The 19,265-nt window shown below is 60.5% G+C and carries 22 protein-coding genes, 1 pseudogene and 1 riboswitch; of the genes and pseudogenes, 11 read left to right on the top strand and 12 right to left on the bottom strand.

What is annotated here, in order from left to right; genetic code table 11:
• Window positions 1–4 precede the first annotated feature (4 nt).
• Together CRO59_RS02505 and CRO59_RS02500 are read right to left on the bottom strand one after the other, a co-directional pair.
• Window positions 5–220 carry a TIGR02450 family Trp-rich protein gene (locus tag CRO59_RS02505; protein WP_027612220.1) on the bottom strand — a complete coding sequence of 72 codons (216 nt, stop codon included), beginning with the start codon at window positions 218–220 and terminating at the stop codon, window positions 5–7.
• On the bottom strand, window positions 217–1,203 hold the full coding sequence (locus CRO59_RS02500; protein WP_007967686.1) for an NAD(P)/FAD-dependent oxidoreductase: 987 nt from the start codon (window positions 1,201–1,203) through the stop codon (window positions 217–219). The genes CRO59_RS02505 and CRO59_RS02500 overlap by 4 nt, the downstream gene beginning before the upstream one ends.
• Before the next feature lie 197 nt (window positions 1,204–1,400).
• Here CRO59_RS02500 and CRO59_RS02495 point away from each other — a divergent pair, with 197 nt between their 5' ends.
• A complete protein-coding gene (locus CRO59_RS02495; protein WP_097086238.1) occupies window positions 1,401–2,303 on the top strand; it encodes a TIGR01777 family oxidoreductase in 903 nt (300 codons plus the stop codon).
• 13 nt (window positions 2,304–2,316) lie between these two features.
• Entirely contained in the window at window positions 2,317–3,342 is a 1,026-nt protein-coding gene (gene hemH / locus CRO59_RS02490) for a ferrochelatase (RefSeq protein WP_097086236.1), read from the top strand.
• A 111-nt stretch (window positions 3,343–3,453) separates the two neighbouring features.
• Here the strand turns inward: hemH and CRO59_RS02485 are convergent, their stop codons facing one another.
• Window positions 3,454–4,728, bottom strand: coding sequence for a uracil-xanthine permease family protein (locus CRO59_RS02485; protein ID WP_003228120.1), 1,275 nt, complete (start codon window positions 4,726–4,728; stop codon window positions 3,454–3,456).
• Between the two features lie 2 nt (window positions 4,729–4,730).
• Window positions 4,731–5,369, bottom strand: coding sequence for a uracil phosphoribosyltransferase (gene upp / locus CRO59_RS02480; RefSeq protein ID WP_003228118.1), 639 nt, complete (start codon window positions 5,367–5,369; stop codon window positions 4,731–4,733).
• Between the two features lie 161 nt (window positions 5,370–5,530).
• Here upp and CRO59_RS02475 point away from each other — a divergent pair, with 161 nt between their 5' ends.
• The 3 genes from CRO59_RS02475 to CRO59_RS02465 all read left to right on the top strand — a co-directional run bounded on the left by CRO59_RS02475 (window position 5,531) and on the right by CRO59_RS02465 (window position 7,102).
• A complete protein-coding gene (locus CRO59_RS02475) occupies window positions 5,531–6,088 on the top strand; it encodes a hypoxanthine-guanine phosphoribosyltransferase (protein WP_008086142.1) in 558 nt (185 codons plus the stop codon).
• A gap of 177 nt (window positions 6,089–6,265) precedes the next feature.
• On the top strand, window positions 6,266–6,751 hold the full coding sequence (locus CRO59_RS02470) for a hypothetical protein (protein WP_027612216.1): 486 nt from the start codon (window positions 6,266–6,268) through the stop codon (window positions 6,749–6,751).
• A 63-nt stretch (window positions 6,752–6,814) separates the two neighbouring features.
• On the top strand, window positions 6,815–7,102 hold the full coding sequence (locus CRO59_RS02465) for a PA4642 family protein (protein WP_097086235.1): 288 nt from the start codon (window positions 6,815–6,817) through the stop codon (window positions 7,100–7,102).
• Window positions 7,103–7,284: 182 nt separating this feature from the next.
• Here the strand turns inward: CRO59_RS02465 and mqo are convergent, their stop codons facing one another.
• Both mqo and CRO59_RS02455 read right to left on the bottom strand, forming a co-directional pair.
• Complete coding sequence (gene mqo, locus CRO59_RS02460) at window positions 7,285–8,793, bottom strand: malate dehydrogenase (quinone) (protein ID WP_027612214.1); 1,509 nt, start codon at window positions 8,791–8,793, stop codon at window positions 7,285–7,287.
• A gap of 709 nt (window positions 8,794–9,502) precedes the next feature.
• Window positions 9,503–9,736 carry a hypothetical protein gene (locus CRO59_RS02455; protein ID WP_007912834.1) on the bottom strand — a complete coding sequence of 78 codons (234 nt, stop codon included), beginning with the start codon at window positions 9,734–9,736 and terminating at the stop codon, window positions 9,503–9,505.
• 205 nt (window positions 9,737–9,941) lie between these two features.
• Here CRO59_RS02455 and CRO59_RS02450 point away from each other — a divergent pair, with 205 nt between their 5' ends.
• Window positions 9,942–10,526, top strand: a complete 585-nt coding sequence (locus CRO59_RS02450; protein WP_096797161.1) for a YajG family lipoprotein — start codon at window positions 9,942–9,944, stop codon at window positions 10,524–10,526.
• A 110-nt stretch (window positions 10,527–10,636) separates the two neighbouring features.
• Here the strand turns inward: CRO59_RS02450 and CRO59_RS02445 are convergent, their stop codons facing one another.
• Window positions 10,637–10,843 carry a hypothetical protein gene (locus CRO59_RS02445; RefSeq protein WP_027612213.1) on the bottom strand — a complete coding sequence of 69 codons (207 nt, stop codon included), beginning with the start codon at window positions 10,841–10,843 and terminating at the stop codon, window positions 10,637–10,639.
• Window positions 10,844–11,037: 194 nt separating this feature from the next.
• Here CRO59_RS02445 and CRO59_RS02440 point away from each other — a divergent pair, with 194 nt between their 5' ends.
• Window positions 11,038–11,316 carry a hypothetical protein gene (locus CRO59_RS02440; RefSeq protein ID WP_007967709.1) on the top strand — a complete coding sequence of 93 codons (279 nt, stop codon included), beginning with the start codon at window positions 11,038–11,040 and terminating at the stop codon, window positions 11,314–11,316.
• Between the two features lie 143 nt (window positions 11,317–11,459).
• Here CRO59_RS02440 and CRO59_RS02435 read toward each other — a convergent pair whose 3' ends face one another.
• Complete coding sequence (locus tag CRO59_RS02435) at window positions 11,460–12,623, bottom strand: 1-acyl-sn-glycerol-3-phosphate acyltransferase (protein WP_027612212.1); 1,164 nt, start codon at window positions 12,621–12,623, stop codon at window positions 11,460–11,462.
• A 142-nt stretch (window positions 12,624–12,765) separates the two neighbouring features.
• Here CRO59_RS02435 and CRO59_RS02430 point away from each other — a divergent pair, with 142 nt between their 5' ends.
• The 3 genes from CRO59_RS02430 to CRO59_RS02420 are packed head-to-tail and all read left to right on the top strand — an operon-like array spanning window position 12,766 to window position 13,878.
• Window positions 12,766–12,948: a CPXCG motif-containing cysteine-rich protein gene (locus CRO59_RS02430; RefSeq protein WP_096797159.1), complete on the top strand. Its 183-nt coding sequence runs from the start codon at window positions 12,766–12,768 to the stop codon at window positions 12,946–12,948.
• Between the two features lie 9 nt (window positions 12,949–12,957).
• Window positions 12,958–13,218: a putative signal transducing protein gene (locus CRO59_RS02425; protein ID WP_003228093.1), complete on the top strand. Its 261-nt coding sequence runs from the start codon at window positions 12,958–12,960 to the stop codon at window positions 13,216–13,218.
• A 36-nt stretch (window positions 13,219–13,254) separates the two neighbouring features.
• Window positions 13,255–13,878, top strand: coding sequence for an SOS response-associated peptidase (locus CRO59_RS02420; protein WP_045122631.1), 624 nt, complete (start codon window positions 13,255–13,257; stop codon window positions 13,876–13,878).
• Window positions 13,879–13,983: 105 nt separating this feature from the next.
• Here CRO59_RS02420 and CRO59_RS29175 read toward each other — a convergent pair whose 3' ends face one another.
• The gene (locus CRO59_RS29175; RefSeq protein WP_371917797.1) at window positions 13,984–14,727 is read right to left on the bottom strand and encodes a methyl-accepting chemotaxis protein; all 744 of its coding nucleotides are present in this window, start codon (window positions 14,725–14,727) and stop codon (window positions 13,984–13,986) included.
• Window positions 14,728–14,838: 111 nt separating this feature from the next.
• Window positions 14,839–15,036, bottom strand: a pseudogene (locus CRO59_RS29170) (HAMP domain-containing protein); the annotation flags it as partial.
• 1,352 nt (window positions 15,037–16,388) lie between these two features.
• Here CRO59_RS29170 and CRO59_RS02410 point away from each other — a divergent pair.
• Window positions 16,389–17,207, top strand: a complete 819-nt coding sequence (locus CRO59_RS02410; protein ID WP_027612207.1) for a M48 family metallopeptidase — start codon at window positions 16,389–16,391, stop codon at window positions 17,205–17,207.
• 207 nt (window positions 17,208–17,414) lie between these two features.
• Here CRO59_RS02410 and CRO59_RS02405 read toward each other — a convergent pair whose 3' ends face one another.
• Window positions 17,415–17,999 carry a TMEM165/GDT1 family protein gene (locus tag CRO59_RS02405; RefSeq protein WP_085745368.1) on the bottom strand — a complete coding sequence of 195 codons (585 nt, stop codon included), beginning with the start codon at window positions 17,997–17,999 and terminating at the stop codon, window positions 17,415–17,417.
• An 89-nt stretch (window positions 18,000–18,088) separates the two neighbouring features.
• Window positions 18,089–18,211, bottom strand: a riboswitch (yybP-ykoY riboswitch).
• Window positions 18,212–18,251: 40 nt separating this feature from the next.
• Entirely contained in the window at window positions 18,252–19,250 is a 999-nt protein-coding gene (locus tag CRO59_RS02400; RefSeq protein WP_027612205.1) for a class I SAM-dependent methyltransferase, read from the bottom strand.
• Window positions 19,251–19,265: the final 15 nt, after the last annotated feature.

The following is a 19,265-nucleotide window of genomic DNA, read 5'->3' as shown; positions in this document are numbered from 1 at the left end:
ATCTTTATTGCCAGCCCAGTAACCAGTGATCGTTGTTCTTCAACGTCTGCCAATCGAGGCGTTCGGCGCGCTTGGTCAGCACCGCCTGCAACTCGATCTCCAGCACCGTGCCTTCCTCATCCCGGAACAGTTCGGTGACCAGAAAATGTTTTTCGCGGTTTTGCGGGTGGGCTGCTGTCCACTTCGACAGCAGCAATTTTTGCGGATTGATGCGATTCATTGCAGGTGTTCGTGCAAACGGCGTGCAGCTTCCTGGCCACTGAGCCAGGCCCCTTCGACACGCCCCGACAGGCACCAGTCGCCGCAGGCGTACAAGCCCAGATCGGCGTCGGCCAGCGTGCCCCATTCGTGGCCGGTCGCAGGGCGTGCGTAGAGCCAGCGGTGGGCGAGGCTGAAAGTCGGAGCGGGCATCGCGCTGTGCAGCAGTTCGGCGAATGCACCGTGCAGTTGCTCGATGACCGCTTCCTTGGACAGGTCGATGTGTTGCCGACTCCAGGCGCTGCTGGCGTGCAGCACCCAAGTGTCGCAGGTGGTATCGCGCCCCGGTTTACTGCGGTTGCGTGCCAGCCAGTCGATGGGGCTGTCCTGCACGAAGCAGCCTTCGATCGGTGTATCCAGTGGCGTATCGAAGGCGAGGGCAACGGCCCAGGTCGGGTCCATTTTCACCCCGGCGGCGGCGCCAGCGAGTTTTGGTGCGGCAGCCAGCAACGCCGTGGCTTGCGGCGCTGGCGTTGCAATCACCACGTGACTGAAAGGACCGTGGGTGAAGCCTTCGGCGTCCTGCAGGTGCCAGTGTTCTTCACCGCGAAACACCTCGGTGATACGGCAGGCGAAGTGCACTTCCAGACCGTCGAGCAAACCCCGGGTGATCGCGCTCATGCGTGGCGTGCCGACCCAGCGCGTCTGTTCGTCCGGCGACAGATTCAGTTGCCCGCCCTGAAAGGTGTAGAGCTGCGGCGTCCACTCGGCGACCCAGCCCAAGCTCTGCCAGCGTTGCACCTCGGTGACGAAACGCCGGTCGCGGGCGGTGAAGTATTGCGCGCCCATGTCCAGCGAACCGGCGTCGCTGCGTTTGCTCGACATGCGTCCGCCACTGCCGCGGCTTTTGTCGAAGAGCTGGACGGTGTGTCCGGCCTCTGTCAGCGCCTGCGCGGCGGAGAGTCCGGCGATGCCGGTGCCGATGATTGCGATAGGTACAGTCATAGGGGCCTCGTTTACCTTTCTGTACAGACTACGCCGTCAATGAAACCTGTACAATTTTGTTTTTTGGTATAACTTCTAGCGTTCTCGTTCTGACAGCTTGGCCTATGGTTAAACAATAGAGCCTGCCCGATAGAAAAGATCCCTGCTTATAAAAATAGACTAGTGATCCGGGTAAAACGCCACGCGAGGAAGAAGTCATGCGCATATTGCTGACCGGCGGTACTGGTTTGATAGGCCGTCAGCTCTGCCGACACTGGTCGGGGCAGGGCCATCAATTGACGGTGTGGAGTCGACGCCCGGAAAAGGTCGCGAAAATCTGTGGCGCGCAGGTGCGCGCGATTGCGCGCCTCGAAGACTTCGGCAACGAGCCGTTGGACGCGGTGGTCAACCTGGCCGGTGCGCCGATCGCTGATTGGCCATGGACCCATCGGCGCAAGGCGTTGTTGTGGAGCAGCCGCATCACGCTCACCGAAACCCTGCTGGCCTGGCTGGAAACACGGCAGCAGAAACCGCCGTTGTTGATCTCCGGTTCTGCTGTCGGCTGGTACGGCGACGGCGGTGAACGCGAGCTGACCGAAGAGTCGCCGCCAGTGATCGACGATTTTGCCAGTCAGTTGTGCATTGCCTGGGAGGAAACCGCCCAGCGTGCCGAAAGCCAGGGCATCCGCGTGGTGCTGGTGCGAACCGGGCTGGTGCTGTCGGCCGAGGGCGGCTTTTTGTCGCGGCTGTTGCTGCCGTTCAAACTCGGGCTCGGCGGGCCGCTGGGCAATGGTCGACAGTGGATGCCGTGGATTCACATCGATGATCAAATCGCCCTGATTGATTTTCTTCTGCACCGCGATCAGGCGAGCGGTCCTTATAATGCCTGCGCACCGAAACCGGTGCGCAATCGCGAGTTTGCCAAGACGCTGGGCAGCGTACTGCACCGCCCGGCGTTCATGCCGATGCCGGCCCTGGCGCTGAAGGTCGGGCTTGGCGAAATGTCATTGCTGTTGCTGGGTGGCCAACGGGCCGTGCCGGCACGCTTGCTGGAAGCGGGTTTCACTTTCCAGTTCACGGATTTGCGCGCGGCTTTGGATGATCTCTCCGGCCGCCTTTGAAATAGGACGATGCATGACCGATCACGCCTTGCTTCTGGTCAACCTGGGTTCCCCGGCCTCCACCTCGGTGGCCGATGTACGCAGCTACCTCAATCAATTTCTGATGGACCCGTATGTGATCGACCTGCCGTGGCCGGTGCGGCGGCTGTTGGTGTCGCTGATCCTGATCAAGCGCCCCGAGCAATCGGCCCATGCCTACGCTTCGATCTGGTGGGAGGAGGGCTCGCCGCTGGTGGTGCTCAGCCGTCGTCTGCAGCAGCAGATGACCACCCAGTGGACCCACGGCCCGGTGGAACTGGCCATGCGTTATGGCGAACCGTCGATTGAAACCAAATTGCTGCAACTGGTGGCTGCGGGGCACAAGCGCATCACGCTGGCGCCGCTGTATCCACAGTTCGCCGACAGCACCACGACCACGGTGATCGAAGAAGCCAAGCGGGTGATTCGCGAGAACAAACTCGATGTGCAGCTTTCAGTGTTGCAACCGTTTTACGATCAGCCGGAATACATCGACGCGCTGGTCGCCAGCGCTACCCCGCATTTGCAGCAGGACTACGATCACTTGCTGCTGAGCTTCCATGGCTTGCCGGAGCGGCACCTGACCAAGCTCGATCCGACTGGCAATCACTGCTTGAAAAACGCGGATTGCTGCAAGAACGCTTCGCCGGCAGTCCTGGCCACCTGTTACCGCGCCCAGTGCATACGCACCGCCGCCGAGTTCGCCAAGCGCGCGGGCATTGCCGATGGCAAATGGTCGGTGTCGTTTCAGTCGCGTCTGGGGCGAGCCAAGTGGATCGAACCCTACACCGAAGCGCGGCTGGACGAGCTGGCGCAAAGCGGCGTGAAGAAGATTCTGGTGATGTGCCCGGCGTTTGTCGCCGATTGCATCGAGACGCTGGAAGAGATCGGTGATCGCGGCAAGGAACAGTTCCGCGAAGCGGGGGGCGAGGAGCTGGTGCTGGTGCCGTGCCTGAATGACGACCCGCAATGGGCGAAGGCGTTGGCGACCCTGTGCGAGAGAGCGCCGTTCGCCCTCTGAAAGCATCGCGAGCAGGCTCGTTCCCACAGGGGATCTTCAGCGCACCGAAGATCAATGTGGGAGCGAGCCTGCTCGCGAAAGCTATCTGTCAGACAATAAAGATCTAAAGCCTTAGATCAGCGGCTCATCCGCCTTCTTGTTCTTCCAGCCATCATTGCCCGGCAGAATCAGGTTCAGCGCAATCGCCACCACCGCGCACAGCGCGATGCCTTTGAGGCCGAAGTCGTCCGGGCCAGTGCCGGTGCCGACCAGCACACCGCCTATACCGAACACCAGGGTCACCGACACGATCACCAGATTGCGTGCCTCACCGAGGTCGATCTTGTGACGGATCAAAGTGTTCATCCCCACTGCCGCGATCGAGCCGAACAGCAGGCAAAGAATCCCGCCCATCACCGGCACCGGAATGCTTTGCAGCAGCGCGCCGAACTTGCCAATGAACGCCAGGGTGATGGCGAAGATCGCCGCCCAGGTCATGATTTTCGGGTTGTAGTTTTTGGTCAGCATCACCGCGCCGGTCACTTCGGCATAGGTGGTGTTCGGCGGGCCACCAAACAGACCGGCCGCCGTGGTAGCGATGCCGTCACCGAGCAGGGTGCGATGCAGGCCCGGCTTCTTCAGGTAGTCACGACCGGTCACGCTACCCACCGCGATCACGCCGCCGATGTGCTCGATGGCCGGAGCCAGCGCCACCGGAACGATGAACAGGATCGCCTGCCAGTTGAATTCTGGCGCAGTGAAGTGCGGCAGGGCGAACCATGGCGCCGCCGCAATCTTCGCGGTATCGACCACACCAAAATAGAACGACATGGCAAAACCGACCAGCACCCCGGAAATGATCGGCACCAGACGGAAGATGCCTTTACCGAACACCGCCACGATCAACGTGGTCAGCAGCGCCGGCATCGAGATCATCATCGCGGTCTGGTAGTGGATCAGCTCGGAACCGTCACCCGCCTTGCCCATCGCCATGTTCGCGGCAATCGGCGCCATGGCCAGACCGATGGAGATGATCACCGGGCCAATCACCACTGGCGGCAGCAGACGGTCAATGAAACCGGTGCCTTTGATTTTCACGGCGAGGCCGAGGAAGGTGTAGACGAAACCGGCTGCCATCACGCCGCCCATGGTCGCGGCGAGGCCGAACTGGCCCTTGGCGAGAATGATCGGGGTGATGAAGGCAAAGCTCGACGCGAGGAACACCGGCACCTGACGCCCGGTGACGATCTGGAACAGGATCGTCCCCAGACCCGCGGTAAACAGTGCCACGTTCGGGTCAAGACCCGTGATCAGCGGCATCAGCACCAGGGCGCCGAAAGCCACGAACAGCATCTGGGCGCCGGACAGCACCGTGCGCCAGAGCGGATCGTTGAACTCTTGCTGCATGCTCACGCGTCCTTCTGCTTGGTACCGAAGATCTTGTCACCGGCATCGCCAAGCCCTGGGATGATGTAACCGTGTTCGTTCAGACGCTCATCGATGGAAGCGGTGTAGATGGTCACGTCCGGGTGAGCCTGTTCCACAGCGGCAATGCCTTCCGGCGCGGCCACCAGCACCATTGCGCGGATGTCCTTGCAACCGGCTTTCTTCAGCAGATCGATGGTCGCGACCATGGAGCTGCCGGTGGCGAGCATCGGGTCGATGATCATCGCCAGCCGTTCGTCGATTTCCGGAACCAGTTTTTCCAGATAAGTGTGCGCTTGCAGGGTTTCTTCATTGCGGGCAACGCCCACAGCGGAAACCTTGGCACCCGGGATCAGGCTCAGCACGCCTTCGAGCATGCCGATGCCGGCGCGCAGGATCGGCACGACGGTGATCTTCTTGCCGGCGATTTTTTCCACCGACACAGTGCCGCACCAACCGGCGATATCGTAGGATTCGAGCGGCAGATCTTTTGTAGCTTCATAGGTCAACAGGGCGCCGACTTCCTGAGCAAGCTCACGGAAATTCTTGGTGCTGATATCGGCGCGGCGCATCAGGCCGAGTTTATGGCGGATCAGCGGGTGGCGGATCTCGAGGATGGGCATGGAAAAACTCCGGCGGCGGGCAAAAAAACCGGCCTAGATTAATCTATCCGAGGGTGATGTCCTATAGGACATTGAGTACGTTAGTCCATTAAGGCTTGATTCGACCTCACGGGATGCGTACCTTTGCCCGCTTTTCCGAAAACATCCCCCTGGAGAGCGCCATGTCCGCTGATCTCGAGCATATCCGTCAAATCATGCGAGAGGCTGACTGCCTGTACACCGAAGCTGAAGTCGAGGCCGCCATCGCCCGCGTCGGTGCACAAATCAACGAACAACTGGCCGACAGCAACCCGGTGGTGTTCTGCGTGATGAACGGCGGCCTGATCTTCTCCGGCAAACTGCTGACTCACCTGCAATTCCCGCTGGAAGCGTCCTACCTGCACGCGACCCGTTATCGCAACGAAACCAGCGGCGGCGACCTGTTCTGGAAAGCCAAGCCGGAAGTCTCGTTCATCGACCGCGACGTGCTGATCATCGACGACATCCTCGACGAAGGTCACACCCTGGGCGCGATCATCGACTTCTGCAAACACGCCGGCGCACGCAAAGTGCACACCGCCGTGCTGATCGACAAGGATCACGACCGCAAGGCGCGTCCTGATCTGAAAGCAGACTTCGTCGGCCTGCCGTGCATTGACCGTTACATCTTCGGTTACGGCATGGACTACAAAGGCTACTGGCGCAACGCCAACGGGATCTTTGCCGTTAAAGGCATGTAAGACCCCGCGCTATCCCTTGTGGGAGCGAGCCTGCTCGCGAAAGCGGTCTGTCAGCAATGTTGATGTTGACTGATACGACGCTATCGCGAGCAGGCTCACTCCCACAGTTGTTTTGTGTGTGCTGATCCATCTGCTACACCCATGCTAGAGTGCTCGGCCCCGCCCCCGGAGCCTGTCATGAGCCTCTTGATCCGCAGCCTTGCCGCCCTGTTGCTGACCCTCAGCCTGCCTCTGGCCGCCGCCCCGGCACCGATGCACAGTCAATTCCTGCCGCCGGACGACCTGACCCTGCGCGATGCCGAACCCGAGCAGCAACAACTGCTGCAGGTCACCGATTATTCGGTGGTGGTCGGTGCGCAACGCCAGTCCAATCAGCAGCCGATTCCGGTCACTTCACCGCTGATGATTCGCCTCAAGGGTAAGTCGCTGAACAAGGGCGCAACCATCGCCCAGGTGCTGGTCAATTTCGATGGCGAAAGCAAAAGCCTGAAAAAACCGGCTTATGACGACAAGAGCAAAACCCTGACCCTGTTTTACCCGCTGGCCCAGTACCGGGTTGTGATCGATTTGCTGCGCAACGACACGGTGTATGTACAGTTCCTCAGTTACGCCAACGGCCACATCTGGGCCGATCTGCACACCGGGGCCGTTCGTGCGCGTTGAGCCTGGTGGCTGGGCAGGGGTAAACTGCCCGCCCCGTGTAATGTCTGCGAGCTGGAGTCGGCAATGCGTAAAGATAAGAAACAGGTGATTGGTGACGAGATCGGCGATGAGCAGATCAAGCTGTTCCTCGATTTTGAACCGGTCGACGCCACTTCGCCGTCGCTGCACAAACTGATCAAGGCCTACCGTGGTCTGCGTATCGACGATTTCGAGCGCTTTCTGACGTTCTTCGTCGCGGCCGGTTACGACGTGGATGGCAAGGATGAGTACGGCAAGACCTTCGTTGATCTGATCGCCGATCAGCGCAACGCTCCGGACTACATCGAACTGATCGAAAAAGCCCGCGCCTAACACCATCCCTGTGGCGAGGGAGCTTGCTCCCGCCGGGCTGCGCAGCGGCCCCAAACTCTTGTGAGCGCTGCGCACTCAAGCGGGAGCAAGCTCCCTCGCCACAGAGGTCAGTGTTTCAAATACTGGCCATAAAAAAACGCCCCGCACTCACCGAGTACGGGGCGTTTTTTTATGGCGCAAGATCAAGCGAAGCTTGGGGTCTCGCTGCTTTCTTCAACCAGTTCCAGGGCGATGTTGTTCTGCGTGTTGATCTTGCGATACAGCGCAGCATCGGTTTCCAGAACCTTCTCGCGGGCCGGGAAGATTTCCGCCAGTTTGGCCGCCCACTCACCCTTGGCCTTGGCCGGGAAGCATTTCTCGATCAGCTCGAGCATGATCGAAACGGTTACCGAAGCACCTGGCGAAGCGCCGAGCAGGGCGGCGAGGGAGCCGTCTTTCGCCGCAACCAGTTCGGTACCGAATTGCAGGATGCCGCCTTTTTTCGGGTCTTTCTTGATGATCTGTACCCGTTGGCCGGCCACTTCCAGGCGCCAGTCCTCGGCTTTCGCCTCCGGGTAGAAGCGGCGCAGGGATTCCAGACGCTGCTCCATCGATTGCATCACTTCGCTGACCAGATATTTGGTCAGGTCCATGTTGTTTTTCGCCACCGCCAGCATCGGTCCGATGTTGCCGGCGCGAACCGACAGCGGCAGGTCCATGAAGGAGCCGTGCTTGAGGAACTTGGTGGTGAAACCGGCGTATGGCCCGAACAGCAGGGATTTCTTGCCATCGACCACACGGGTGTCCAGGTGCGGCACCGACATTGGTGGCGAACCGACTGCAGCCTGGCTGTAGACCTTGGCCTGGTGGTGCTTGACCACTTCCGGGTTGTCGCAACGCAGCCACTGGCCGCTGATCGGGAAGCCGCCGAAGCCTTTGCTTTCTTCGATGCCCGAAGCCTGCAGCAATGGCAGAGCCGCGCCGCCAGCGCCGAGGAAGACGAACTTGGCGTCGACTTCACGGCTGGCGCCGCTGTTGACGTCCTTGATGCTGACGGTCCAGCCGGCGCCGTTACGCTTGAGGCCGGTGACGCGCTTGCAGTATTTGACCTGGGTGTCCGGTGCGCTGGTCAGGTGCTTGAGCAACTGATTGGTCAGGGCGCCGAAGTTGACGTCGGTGCCGTTCATCACGCGGGTGGCGGCCAGGACTTCATCCGGCGAGCGGCCCGGCATCATCAGCGGCATCCACTCGGCCATCTTGGCCTTGTCTTCGGTGTATTCCATGTCGGAGAAGGCGTGGTGCTTGTGCAGCACGTTGAAGCGTTCCTTGAGGAACGACACGCCTTTGTCACCCTGAACGAAGCTCAGGTGCGGCACCGGGCTGATGAAGGATTTGCACGAGCCGAAGGTGCCTTTCTTGGTCAAGTACGACCAGAACTGTTTGGACACTTCGAACTGGGTGTTGATGTGCACGGCTTTTTTGATATCGACGCTGCCGTCGGCTGCCTGCGGCGTGTAGTTCAGCTCGCACAGGCCGGCGTGGCCGGTACCGGCGTTGTTCCACGGGTTGGAACTCTCCGCAGCACCGGAATCCATCAACTCGACGACTTCCAGCTTGATCGCCGGGTCGAGCTCTTTGAGCAGTACTGCCAGGGTGGCACTCATGATGCCCGCCCCAACCAGAACTACGTCGACTGCTTCGTTATGCGCCATTTAACGCGTCTCCAAAATCTGCAGCACCAAATTGTCGGCATGGCTGCCAGGGAGTGACGGGGCAGGTCAGTTGCGCCCCGGATACCCATGGTCAGGTTCGTCATGTCCGAATCTTCGCAATTTTTCGCAACTTCGACGGATGCATGCGGCCTGGCTTCAAGAGCTCCATGAACTCATTTCAGCACGCGGCTGGCAATTCGACTTATGGTCGAGACATCCGTTTTTGTGCAACCAAATCCGTAGCGGACAGGCTTCAGGCTCCGATGTTCGAGGTATACCCGGTCCTGTGTCGTTGGGCTGTTTCAGACGCTAATGGTGCATGTTCAGACGCAAAACTTTTCATTTGCTCGCCACACTCTTGTGAAGTTGTGAAAACCCGTTTTTTTCACGCTCTTTTGAAGACGTGAACCTCAAAAAAGGGCTGTCCAGGCCTGGCACCCTGCCCGCAAGGGCAAAACAACGCGGTGGCCGAGCGTCATGACAGCTCTGCAGATTCGCGAAAAGCGGGGTTTTTGCCGGAAGAACAGGCAAGCGCGCCAACTTCACTCGATCTGTGTGGGCGGCTCTCTGTGGGCGATTTGGGTGTCGATGCATGCGCATTGACGGTGTTGCGGGGCCCGATCAGGAGACGTCCTTATAATCGGGGGGAGATTGTATCGAAGAAATGCGGGCAGTTGCTCGTGTTTAATGACTTTTATTAGGCATCCGGTCAGATGCTCAACATTGCCTGCACGCGTGCGCGGGGCTGCGACGCTATGACGCGGGCGCTGGCGGGCAGTGGCTGGTGCAACCAGTTGAGGCGGATTTCTTCGATTTCCACCCAGCCATCGCCCATCGGTTGCAAGCTGCACTGCTTGAATGCCTGACAATGACCGTTGCGGTCGAGCAGGGCAAAGCTGCGGTGCAGTGGGCGTGGGGCGAACAATGAGATCAGATAACGCATGGCCGAGTACCTTGTTGGAGGACTGGTTTGAAGCTTGCCGGGCGGCCGTGACGCCAACGTGTATGGGCGGTGAATAATCTGTGACAGGAACCGCATTCCCACTGCTGGGTCAGACATTTGAGTATTCACTGTCGGGTGCTGGTGACCCACAGTGGCCCACCGCTATACTGCCGGCCTGTTTGTGCCTGATTCTGGAGAAAAGAGCATGTTGCAACGCCTGTTGTTCGGTTTGATCACTGTGACCAGTTTGACCCTGGTTGGCTGCGCCCACAGCCCGCAACAACTGAGCCCGGAACCGAAGCTGACCACGCAGTTGGCCCCGGTCGGCCATGGCCAGCAAGTGGTGGTGCGTGTGGTTGACGGTCGTCCGTCGCCAACCCTCGGCACCCGCGGCGGCCTGTACCCGGAAACCAGCGCGATCACCGTGCAGCGCGAGCAGATCCTGCCCAAGTTGCAGGCGCAGGCTGAAGCCGCCGTACGTCTGCTCGGCTTCACCCCGACCAGCAACGGGATGAACGCTCCGCAACTGACCGTGACCCTGACCGAGCTGAAGTACCAGTCGCCGAAAGAAGGCATGTACGTGACCGAAGCCACCATCGGCGCGACCTTCCGCTCCGACGTGCAGAGCGGCAACCGTCGTTACAGCGGCCGCTACGGCGCTTCGCTGGACCAGCGTTTCGGCATGGCGCCGAACCAGGAAACCAACACCAAGCTGGTCAGCGACGTGTTGAGCGATGCGTTGACTCGCCTGTTCAAGGACCCGACCGTGGGTCAGGTGCTCGCTGAGTAAGCTGTGCGGTTGATGTGAAAAAGCCCGGCGCCAGTGATGGCTCCGGGCTTTTTTGTGGCCACACAATTTATCTGAATACTCATACAACTGTGGGAGGGGGCAGGCGTGTGTCAGGCAGCCTGGGAGTAGAAGTCGAGGACACTCACGCCGGTCAGCAGGTCAGTCTCCGGCAGATCCGCATGCTGATGCCCGCCGAGGGCGCAATACACCAGCCAGTGGCGATCCTGAACATTGAAGGCAAGGCTGCCGACGAGGCTTTGTTGTTCGTCGGTCGGGGTGATGAGGTACAGGCGATCCTGGTTTTCGGCGTGCAGCATGTCGCGTTCCATGTGTGTTTCGAGGCGCGCATGGTGGCCGATGTAAATGACGATGCCGTGACACAGGACAGCCATCGGTCGATTGTCAGGTTATTTGTCGCAAAGGGTAGGGTGGTGGCGGAGTGTTTCGGTAGAATCCGCGCCGCAGTCGTCGAACGGGCGCCTGCCACACCGATTCAGTTCCGAGGTCTGTGATGTCGCTGCACTTGATGACGCTGTTTACCGCCCATCCCGCCAAATTGATCAACCTGCTGGCGCTGGCCCTGGCCTTCCCGGGCAGTTGGCTGCTGCACGCGACCCGCCGCCGTGAACAGCGCGCGATGGCCAGCATCGCTGCGCAGCGTCAGGCCCAACCGAACGCCGAACCGATTCTGGATTGGGCGACGCTGCGCATGAACCGCTTTTTCTATCGCTTCGGTTTTGCCTGCCTTGGCCTGGCACTGATCGTCTCATGGATCAGCACCCGCTTCTGAAGCGAATGCAAAACCTTGTGGCGAGGGGATTTATCCCCGATGGCCTGCGCAGCAGGCCCATGATTATTCAGGCAGAATCCTGGGGCCGCTTCGCGACCCATCGGGGATAAATCCCCTCGCCACAGGGGCTCCGCTATGCCTGTTTACAACGGCAATCCAGCCTTCACCCGGTACTGATTGCGCACCGGCGTCGCATATTGCAGCACCAGATACGGACGGTGCTCTTCAGGGCAGGCGTCCAGTCGGCGCTGCCATTCTTCCTGCGCCTTGGCCAATTCATCCGCCGGGAACACTTTGGCAGCCTTCGGCACGTTCAGTTGCGGATCGGCATCGGCCCACTGCGCGTACGCCAGGTAATGCACCGGGAACAGGCGATATCCGCCGAGAATCTGCTTGTCCATCTCGACCGCCAATTGCTTGGTGTCTTCGAACAGCTCGGTGATCGGCGCGGCAAAGTTCACGTGCACCCGGCCCTTATAACCGGTGATGCCCTTGGCAATGCTCACGTCATCCTCGCCCGGCGCCTTGGCGTAGGTGCCGGTGGTGGCGCGGATGTACAACTCGCGGGCCTTGGCCTGATCGCACGGGTCGTATTCGTAGCTGATCGACACCGGGGTCAGGTTCAGCGACTGGATGACCTCGCCGAACGGCTCGTCCTTGCGGCTCATGTGGAACATCTTGAGGATCGCCGACTCGGTACGGTCGTCGCCGTCCTTTGCCCGGCCTTCAGCCTGCGCGATCCAGATCGAGGCGCAATCGTTGCGGATCGAGTGGTTGATATACGCCGACAGCAATTGATACGCCGCCATCTTCTCGCGGCGCCCGGTGATCGAGCGATGCACGATAAAACTCTTGTTCAGGCGCATCAGGTCGCTGACGAAGGGTTTCTGCAGCAGGTTGTCGCCGATCGCGATGCGCGGGGTCGGCAGGCCCGCGTGGTACACCGCGTAGTTGACGAAGGCCGGGTCCATCACGATGTCGCGGTGGTTGGCGATGAACAGATAAGCGCTGCCGGACTTGAATTGCTCGACACCGGTGTAGGTCACGCCATCAGTGGCGCGCTCGATGGTGTGGTCGACGTAGAACTCGACTTTGTCCTGCAAAGTGGCCACGGAGGTCACGTCGGCAAACTCACGACGCAGCCGATGGGCTATAAGTGGTTTGAGCATCCAGCCGAAGGCACCGGCAAAACGCGGGAAGCGGAAGTGGGTGAGGATATCTAGAAACGCCTTGTCGCCGAGCAGTCTTGCCAGTACCGCAGGTACTTCGCTGTCGTCGTAAGGTCGGATGGCATCGAATTCGCCCATCATGCTCTCTTGTTGGAAACGGCTAGGGTAAGTAAAGGTTTTGATCGAAAACCAACGGGGCACGGTCTGAAAAGGTAGCCAGACAAAAATAGCCCTGCAAATAGACCGGCGATTATACGCACAAGTCACCTGGGAGACCGCGATGCTGGAAAGCGCACTGTATGAATGTCCGTATTGTGGTGAAGAGGTCGAGACGACGGTGGACCTGTCCGCAGGCGATCAGACCTACATCGAGGACTGTCAGGTGTGTTGTCGACCGATTACGTTTGTCTTGCAGGTGCATGGCGAGGATTGGTTTCTGGAAGTCTTCAGCGAAAACGAATGAGGGGCGCCCATGCAGCGAATCTACGAGCCGGAAAACCTGATGGAAGGCGAGATGCTCAAGGGCATGCTCGCCAGTGAAGGCATCGAGGCGCACCTGGTGGGCCGCGATCTGCTCGGTGGTACCGGTGAATTGCCGATTTTCGGCCTGCTGGGCCTGTCGGTCGAAAACGATCAGGCCGAATACGCCCGCGAACTGATCACCGCGTACAATGCCGCGCTGCCGCTGCCCGGCGATGAACCGGAGAGCTTCCCCGGGACGCTGGTCTGTTAGGCTGGCGTTCGTTTTACTTTTGAGTCGTGTTGCCCCATGTGTGGACGTTATGCCCTGTTTCGCTGGAACCGCGATTTCGCGGCCCTGCCCGGATTTCCCGCCGATCAGCAGGCGCAGTGGAACATTTCCCCCAATGATTCGGTGTTGATGCTGCGTGCCGAGGCCGACGGCCAACGCACCCTGGCCCGCGCCCGTTGGGGGCTGACGCCACCGTGGCTGACCGATCTGTCGCGTACCCCGGCGCATGCCCGGGCCGAAACCGTCGCCGAGCAACCGATGTTCCGCGAGGCGCTGCGCCTGCGTCGTTGTCTGTTGCCGGCCAACGGTTTCTACGAATGGCGCGGCAATCTGCGCAAGCGCCCGTACTGGCTGACGCCGGGGGAGGGTTCTTCGCTGTTTTTCGCGGCGATCTGGGAGGCCTATCCGGTGCAGGAGCAGGTGTGGCTGAGCACCGCCGTCATCACGCAGCCGGCGGCCAGTCAGCGCCGACCGTTGATTCTCGATGAGGCGGGGCAGGCGGCCTGGCTCGATCCCGCGACGCCGTTGCATGTGCTGCAGGGCTTGCTCGCCAGTGAGCCGGCGGCATTGCGCGAGCGGGTGTTGGCGAACCTGATCAATGATCCGAAGCTCAATGGGCCGGAGTGTCTGACTCCGGGTTGAGTTGATGCTGTGCCGCCCTCTTCGCGAGCAAGCTTGCTCCCACAGGTTTTGTGAACGCCGCAAAATTACTGTGGGAGCGGGCTTGCTCGCGAAGGGGCCTTTGGATCAGACCTTGAACTGATTGATCAGCCGCCGCTGCTGTTCCGCCAATTTAGTCAGGCCGGCACTGGCCGAGCTCGACTCATCCGCACCGCCCGCCACTTCATTCGCCACCTGACCGATATTGATCACGTTACGGTTGATGTCATCGGCCACTGCGCTCTGTTCTTCCGCCGCACTGGCAATCTGCGTATTCATGTCATTGATCACCGACACCGCCTGAGTAATTGTCTCCAGCGCTTCAGCCGCTTTCGCCGCGTGCTGCACGCTTTCGTCGGTGCGGTTCTGGCTGTCCTCCATGACCCGCACCACATCGCGGGTGCCCTGTTGCAGCTGCTGGATCATGCTCTGGATTTCTTCGGTGGCCTTCTGGGTCTTCTGCGCCAGATTGCGCACCTCGTCCGCCACCACCGCAAAGCCGCGCCCTTGTTCGCCGGCCCGCGCCGCTTCGATTGCTGCGTTCAGCGCCAGCAGGTTGGTCTGCTCGGCGATCCCGCGAATCGCGATGAGGATCGCGTTGATGTTTTCGCTGTCCTTGGCCAGCGTCTGCACCACCTCCACCGCTTTGCCGATTTCCACCGCCAGTACGCCAATCGAGTTCGACGTATCACGGACGATCTGCATGCCTTGGCCGGCAGCCTGATCCGCGTGGCTGGCGGCTTGCGCGGCCTGAGTGGCGTTGCGCGCCACGTCTTGCGCGGTGGCGGTCATCTCCTGCACCGCGGTGGCGACCTGATCGATCTCGGCCATCTGTTTCTGAATGCCGATGTTGGTGCGAATCGCGATGTCGGCAGTGTGCTCCGAGGAATCGCTGACGCTCTGCACCGACGTCACCACCTGCGTGATCATCGCCTGCAACTTGGCGAGGAAGGTGTTGAAGCCCTTGGCGATCGAGCCGAGTTCATCGCTGCGATCACTGCTCAAGCGACGGGTCAGGTCGCCTTCACCTTTGGCAATGTCATCGAGCATGGCGACCATCTGTTTCAGCGGTCGGGCGATGCCGTGGCCCACCAGCCAGATCACCAACAGACCGATGGCGGCAATGATCAGGCCGACCATGGCCATGCCGAAGGTGTCGGATTTGCGTTGCGCATCAAGGTCGGCCTGGAGTTTTTGCAGATCCGCCATCACCGCGTTCAATGGCAGTTGCAGCATCAGGGTCCAGCGTGCGTCGGTCTGGCCGATGCCGAACGGCAGGTACAGTTCGATGCGGCCCTTGTCTTTGTTCACCGAGTAGGTGACTTCGCCGCGCTTGAGATTGGCCATGTTGGCGATCTGCTCGGCGTCAAGAATGTCGCTGACCTTTTCACCGAATTTGCTGGTGTCCTTGGTGTAGGCGACGATCCGGCCGTTGCCGCCGATCAGAGCCATTTGCCCGGCGCCGCTGTACAACTTCTGGTTGGCGCCGAGGAGCATGTCCTGGATGAAGTTCACCGACAGGTCGGCGCCGACGATGCCCTGGAATGCGCCGTTGAGCATGATCGGTTCAATGAACGAGGCGAGCATGACGACCTTGTCGCCGACCTTGTACGGCGCCGGATCGATCACGCAGGGCTTTTTCGTTTCCTTGGAGCAGAGGTAGTACTCACTGGCGCGTACCCCGGTGGACAGGGTTTTCTGATCGTCGACATCGGCCAGTTTGTCCACGCCCAGACTGCCGTCGGTATTGCGGAACCACCACGGCAGGAAGCGTCCGTTGGCGGGATCGATACCGGTCACGGCGCTGCCGACGTAGGCCGCGTCATTGTGGTCCAGTGCGTTTTTTTCCCAGCCGATGTAGGTGCCGAGAATCTTCGGATTTTTTTCAACGTTCTCCTTGATCAAGCTGATCAACTGCTCGCGGCTGACGCTCAGGCGCGGCTGGCCGTCGGCGCCCGGTGTGCCGAGCAGCGCGTTGACCCGCACCAGTCCGCCGGCAATCAGCAGCGGCGCTTCGAGTTCGCGCTGGATCTGGCTGACCTGGGTCTGCGCCAGTGAGGTCAGGCGTTGTTCGATGACTTGTTCGAACTGCGCCTGAGTGCGCTGTTGCACCATGTCTTGAGTGCGGGCACCGGAAAACAGCGCGTACAGCACCAGCGCGGCAACCACGCTGAGGACGATGGCGCCGGCCAGGGCGGCGACGGAAAACTGGATCGACTTGAACTTCATGGGAGCTCCGCACGCAAGAGGACGTCTGCGCTGTTGTATCGGCAGCAGGCATGGCGCCATGAGCGTTGAGCGGAACAAAGGGCGGAGGATGTCGCAAATGGATCGGTGCGCGACGCAGCGGCAGCAGACTTGCCGGTTGCTGTGAATTTTTTACGACAACAGCGGTGGGAAACTTCCGAAAGACGCTGCAACACGTCTGTTGTATCTGGCGCCGATACAATTCACCCCCTACGATACGCGGCAGGTTTTCAGGGAGCTTTTGAATGAACAAGACATTGGTTGTAAGTGCACTGAGCGCAGCGCTGTTGCTGGCCGGTTGTCAGTCGGTCAACACCACCAGCGGCGGAGCCGTCGGTGTGGAGCGCAAGCAGTACATGTTCAGCATGCTCTCCTCGCAAGAGGTCGACCAGATGTATGCCCAGTCCTACCAGAAGACCGTCGGCGAGGCGTCGAGCAAAGGCGTGCTGGACAAGACCAGCCCGGAGGCCAAGCGGGTTCAGGCGATTGCCAACCGGCTGATCGCCCAGGCACCGAACTTCCGCCCGGATGCGGCGCAGTGGCAGTGGGAAGTCAATCTGATCAAGAGCGACGAGCTCAACGCCAACTGTGGCCCTGGTGGCAAGATCATTTTCTACACCGGGCTGATCGACAGCCTGAAGCTGACCGACGATGAAATTGCGGCGGTCATGGGCCATGAAATCGCCCACGCCCTGCGCGAGCACGGTCGTGAAGCGATGTCCAAAGCCTATGGCATTGAAATGGCCAAACAGGGTGCCGGTGCGTTGCTCGGTCTGGGTCAGGACAGCCTGGCGCTGGCCGACACCGTGGCCAATTACGGCATGACCTTGCCCAACAGCCGCGCCAACGAAAACGAAGCCGACCTGATCGGCCTCGAACTGGCCGCCCGTGCCGGGTACAACCCGAATGCGGCGATCACCTTGTGGAACAAGATGAGCAAGGCTTCGGAAGGCGCACCGCCGGAGTTCATGAGCACCCACCCGGCCTCGTCCAGCCGGATCGCCTCGCTGCAGGCAGCGATTCCGAAGGTGATGCCGTTGTACGAGAAAGCCCCGAAGTCCTGAGTCCGTCGGGGGCTTGAAGGGAACCGGCTTTATTGTGGTGAGGGGATTTATCCCCGATGGGCTGCGAAGCAGCCCCAAAACCTATGACTGCGGTGTACTGGGTGCACCGAGGTGGTCAGCTTGGGGGCGCTTCGCGCCCCATCGGGGCGGTGCGACGTTTCGCTAAACCCCCTCACCACAGGTTTTGGGTAGTTCAGTAGACGGGGGTTAAATCCAGCCACTGCTCTGCATTGCCTTGTACACCGCCACGATCGCCAGAATCAGGAACGCCGAAGCCGCCAGGCGACGGATCAAGGTCAGCGGCAGTTTCTCCGCAGCAAAGTTACCCGCCAATACCACCGGCACGTTGGCAATCAGCATGCCCGCCGTGGTGCCGATGATCACCAGCCACAGCTCCGGATATTGCGCCGCCAGCATCACGGTGGCGATCTGCGTCTTGTCGCCGATTTCCGCGAGGAAGAACGCGATCAGCGTGGTCAGGAACGGGCCGAACTTGCGTGCGGTGCTCGCTTCATCGTCGTCCATCTTGTCCGGGACCAGCGTCCACAGCGCCGTGGCAGCGAAGCTTGCGGCAAGAATCCAGTGCAACACCGAATCGGAGAAAAAGCTGCCGAACCAGGCGCCTACCGCACCGGCTGCTGCGTGGTTGGCCAGGGTCGCAGCGACGATACCGGCAATGATCGGCCAGGGTTTGCGAAAGCGAGCGGCGAGAATCAGCGCGAGCAGTTGCGTCTTGTCGCCGATTTCGGCCAAGGCAACGATTGCGGTGGGAACGAGTAACGAGTCCAGCATCAGGATTTTCCTAAGGGGCGGGTCGACACGGCTATGACACGTACAGCCTTCCCGCCCCGGGTAAGGTGTGCGTGTCATAGGTCTTGTCAAACCCTGCGATCCGTCTGGTGCGGACGCTTGGGTCGCATACGCCATGATCTGAGGATCAAGTATGTTGACGTATGCCGGACGAGCTTGGCGCTCGTGGGAGACTACTCCCCTAGGACGGAGCGGATTCTGCCTTCGCAAAACCGATAGAGCAAGAACAAATTTTCAGCCGCGCTTGGCCCGGTAAATCCGGAAACCATTGCCTTCGGCCTTGATCGCACACACGCCCAGATGCTCTTCGATCAGTGGCTGATACTTCAGGAAGCTGTTCGCAACCAGGCGCAGTTCGCCGCCGTTTTTCAGATGTTTGGCCGCTTTTCGCAGCAAGTTCTCGGTGGCGAAATAATCGGTGTGCACGCCGACATGGAACGGCGGGTTGCTCAGAATCGCGTTCAAACCCATCGGTGCAGCGTCGATACCGTCACCGGTCAGCACTTCGGCGTCCAGACCGTTGGCCGCCAACGTCAGGCGACTGCTGGCGGCGGCGAAGGCATCGACGTCGAGCAAAGTCACCTGATTGTGCGGATAACGCCGTTTGACCGCCGCGCCCAACACCCCGGCGCCACAACCGAAATCCAGCAGATGACCGCTCGGCAGTTTGTCCAGATGCTCAAGCAGCAGGGCGCTGCCGCGGTCCAGTCGACCATGGCTGAACACGCCCGGCAGGCTGATGACTTTAAGCGGGCCTTCGGCCAGCGGCAGCTCATAAGTCTGCGCCAGGCTTTCCAGCGATTTTGCTTCAGGCGCGTTGGCCACGGTGACCTGCCAGAGTTGGCAGTGACGGGCGCTGTCGAGTTTGCGCGGCTTGCCGAACGGGTTGAGTTGCTTGGACGCACCCTCGATGCCGCTGCGTTTTTCCCCGACCAGAAACACCTCGCGCCCGGGCAGACGTGCGGCCACGGCATTGAGGATGTAATCGGTCAGATCCTTGGACTTGGGCAAAAACACCACGGCACTGTCGAACTCGCGCTCCGGCACGTTTACGCCGAAATGGCTGCGACCTTCGAAGCGCGCATCGAGAGCGGCCTGATCGCCGGCATGCCAGCACCAGCCGAACGCATTGGGCAGGCGCCCGAGCAGATCGTCGGCAGGCAAACCGGCCAACAACAGCGAACCCTGGAATAACTCGGCCTGACGAAGCAGTACTTCACTGCGCGGATCCATAACTGCTCCTTGGAA

This window comes from Pseudomonas sp. LAMO17WK12:I5, assembly GCF_900215165.1.
Lineage (GTDB): Bacteria > Pseudomonadota > Gammaproteobacteria > Pseudomonadales > Pseudomonadaceae > Aquipseudomonas > Aquipseudomonas putida_A.
This window is presented reverse-complemented; position numbering and strand designations above follow the sequence as displayed.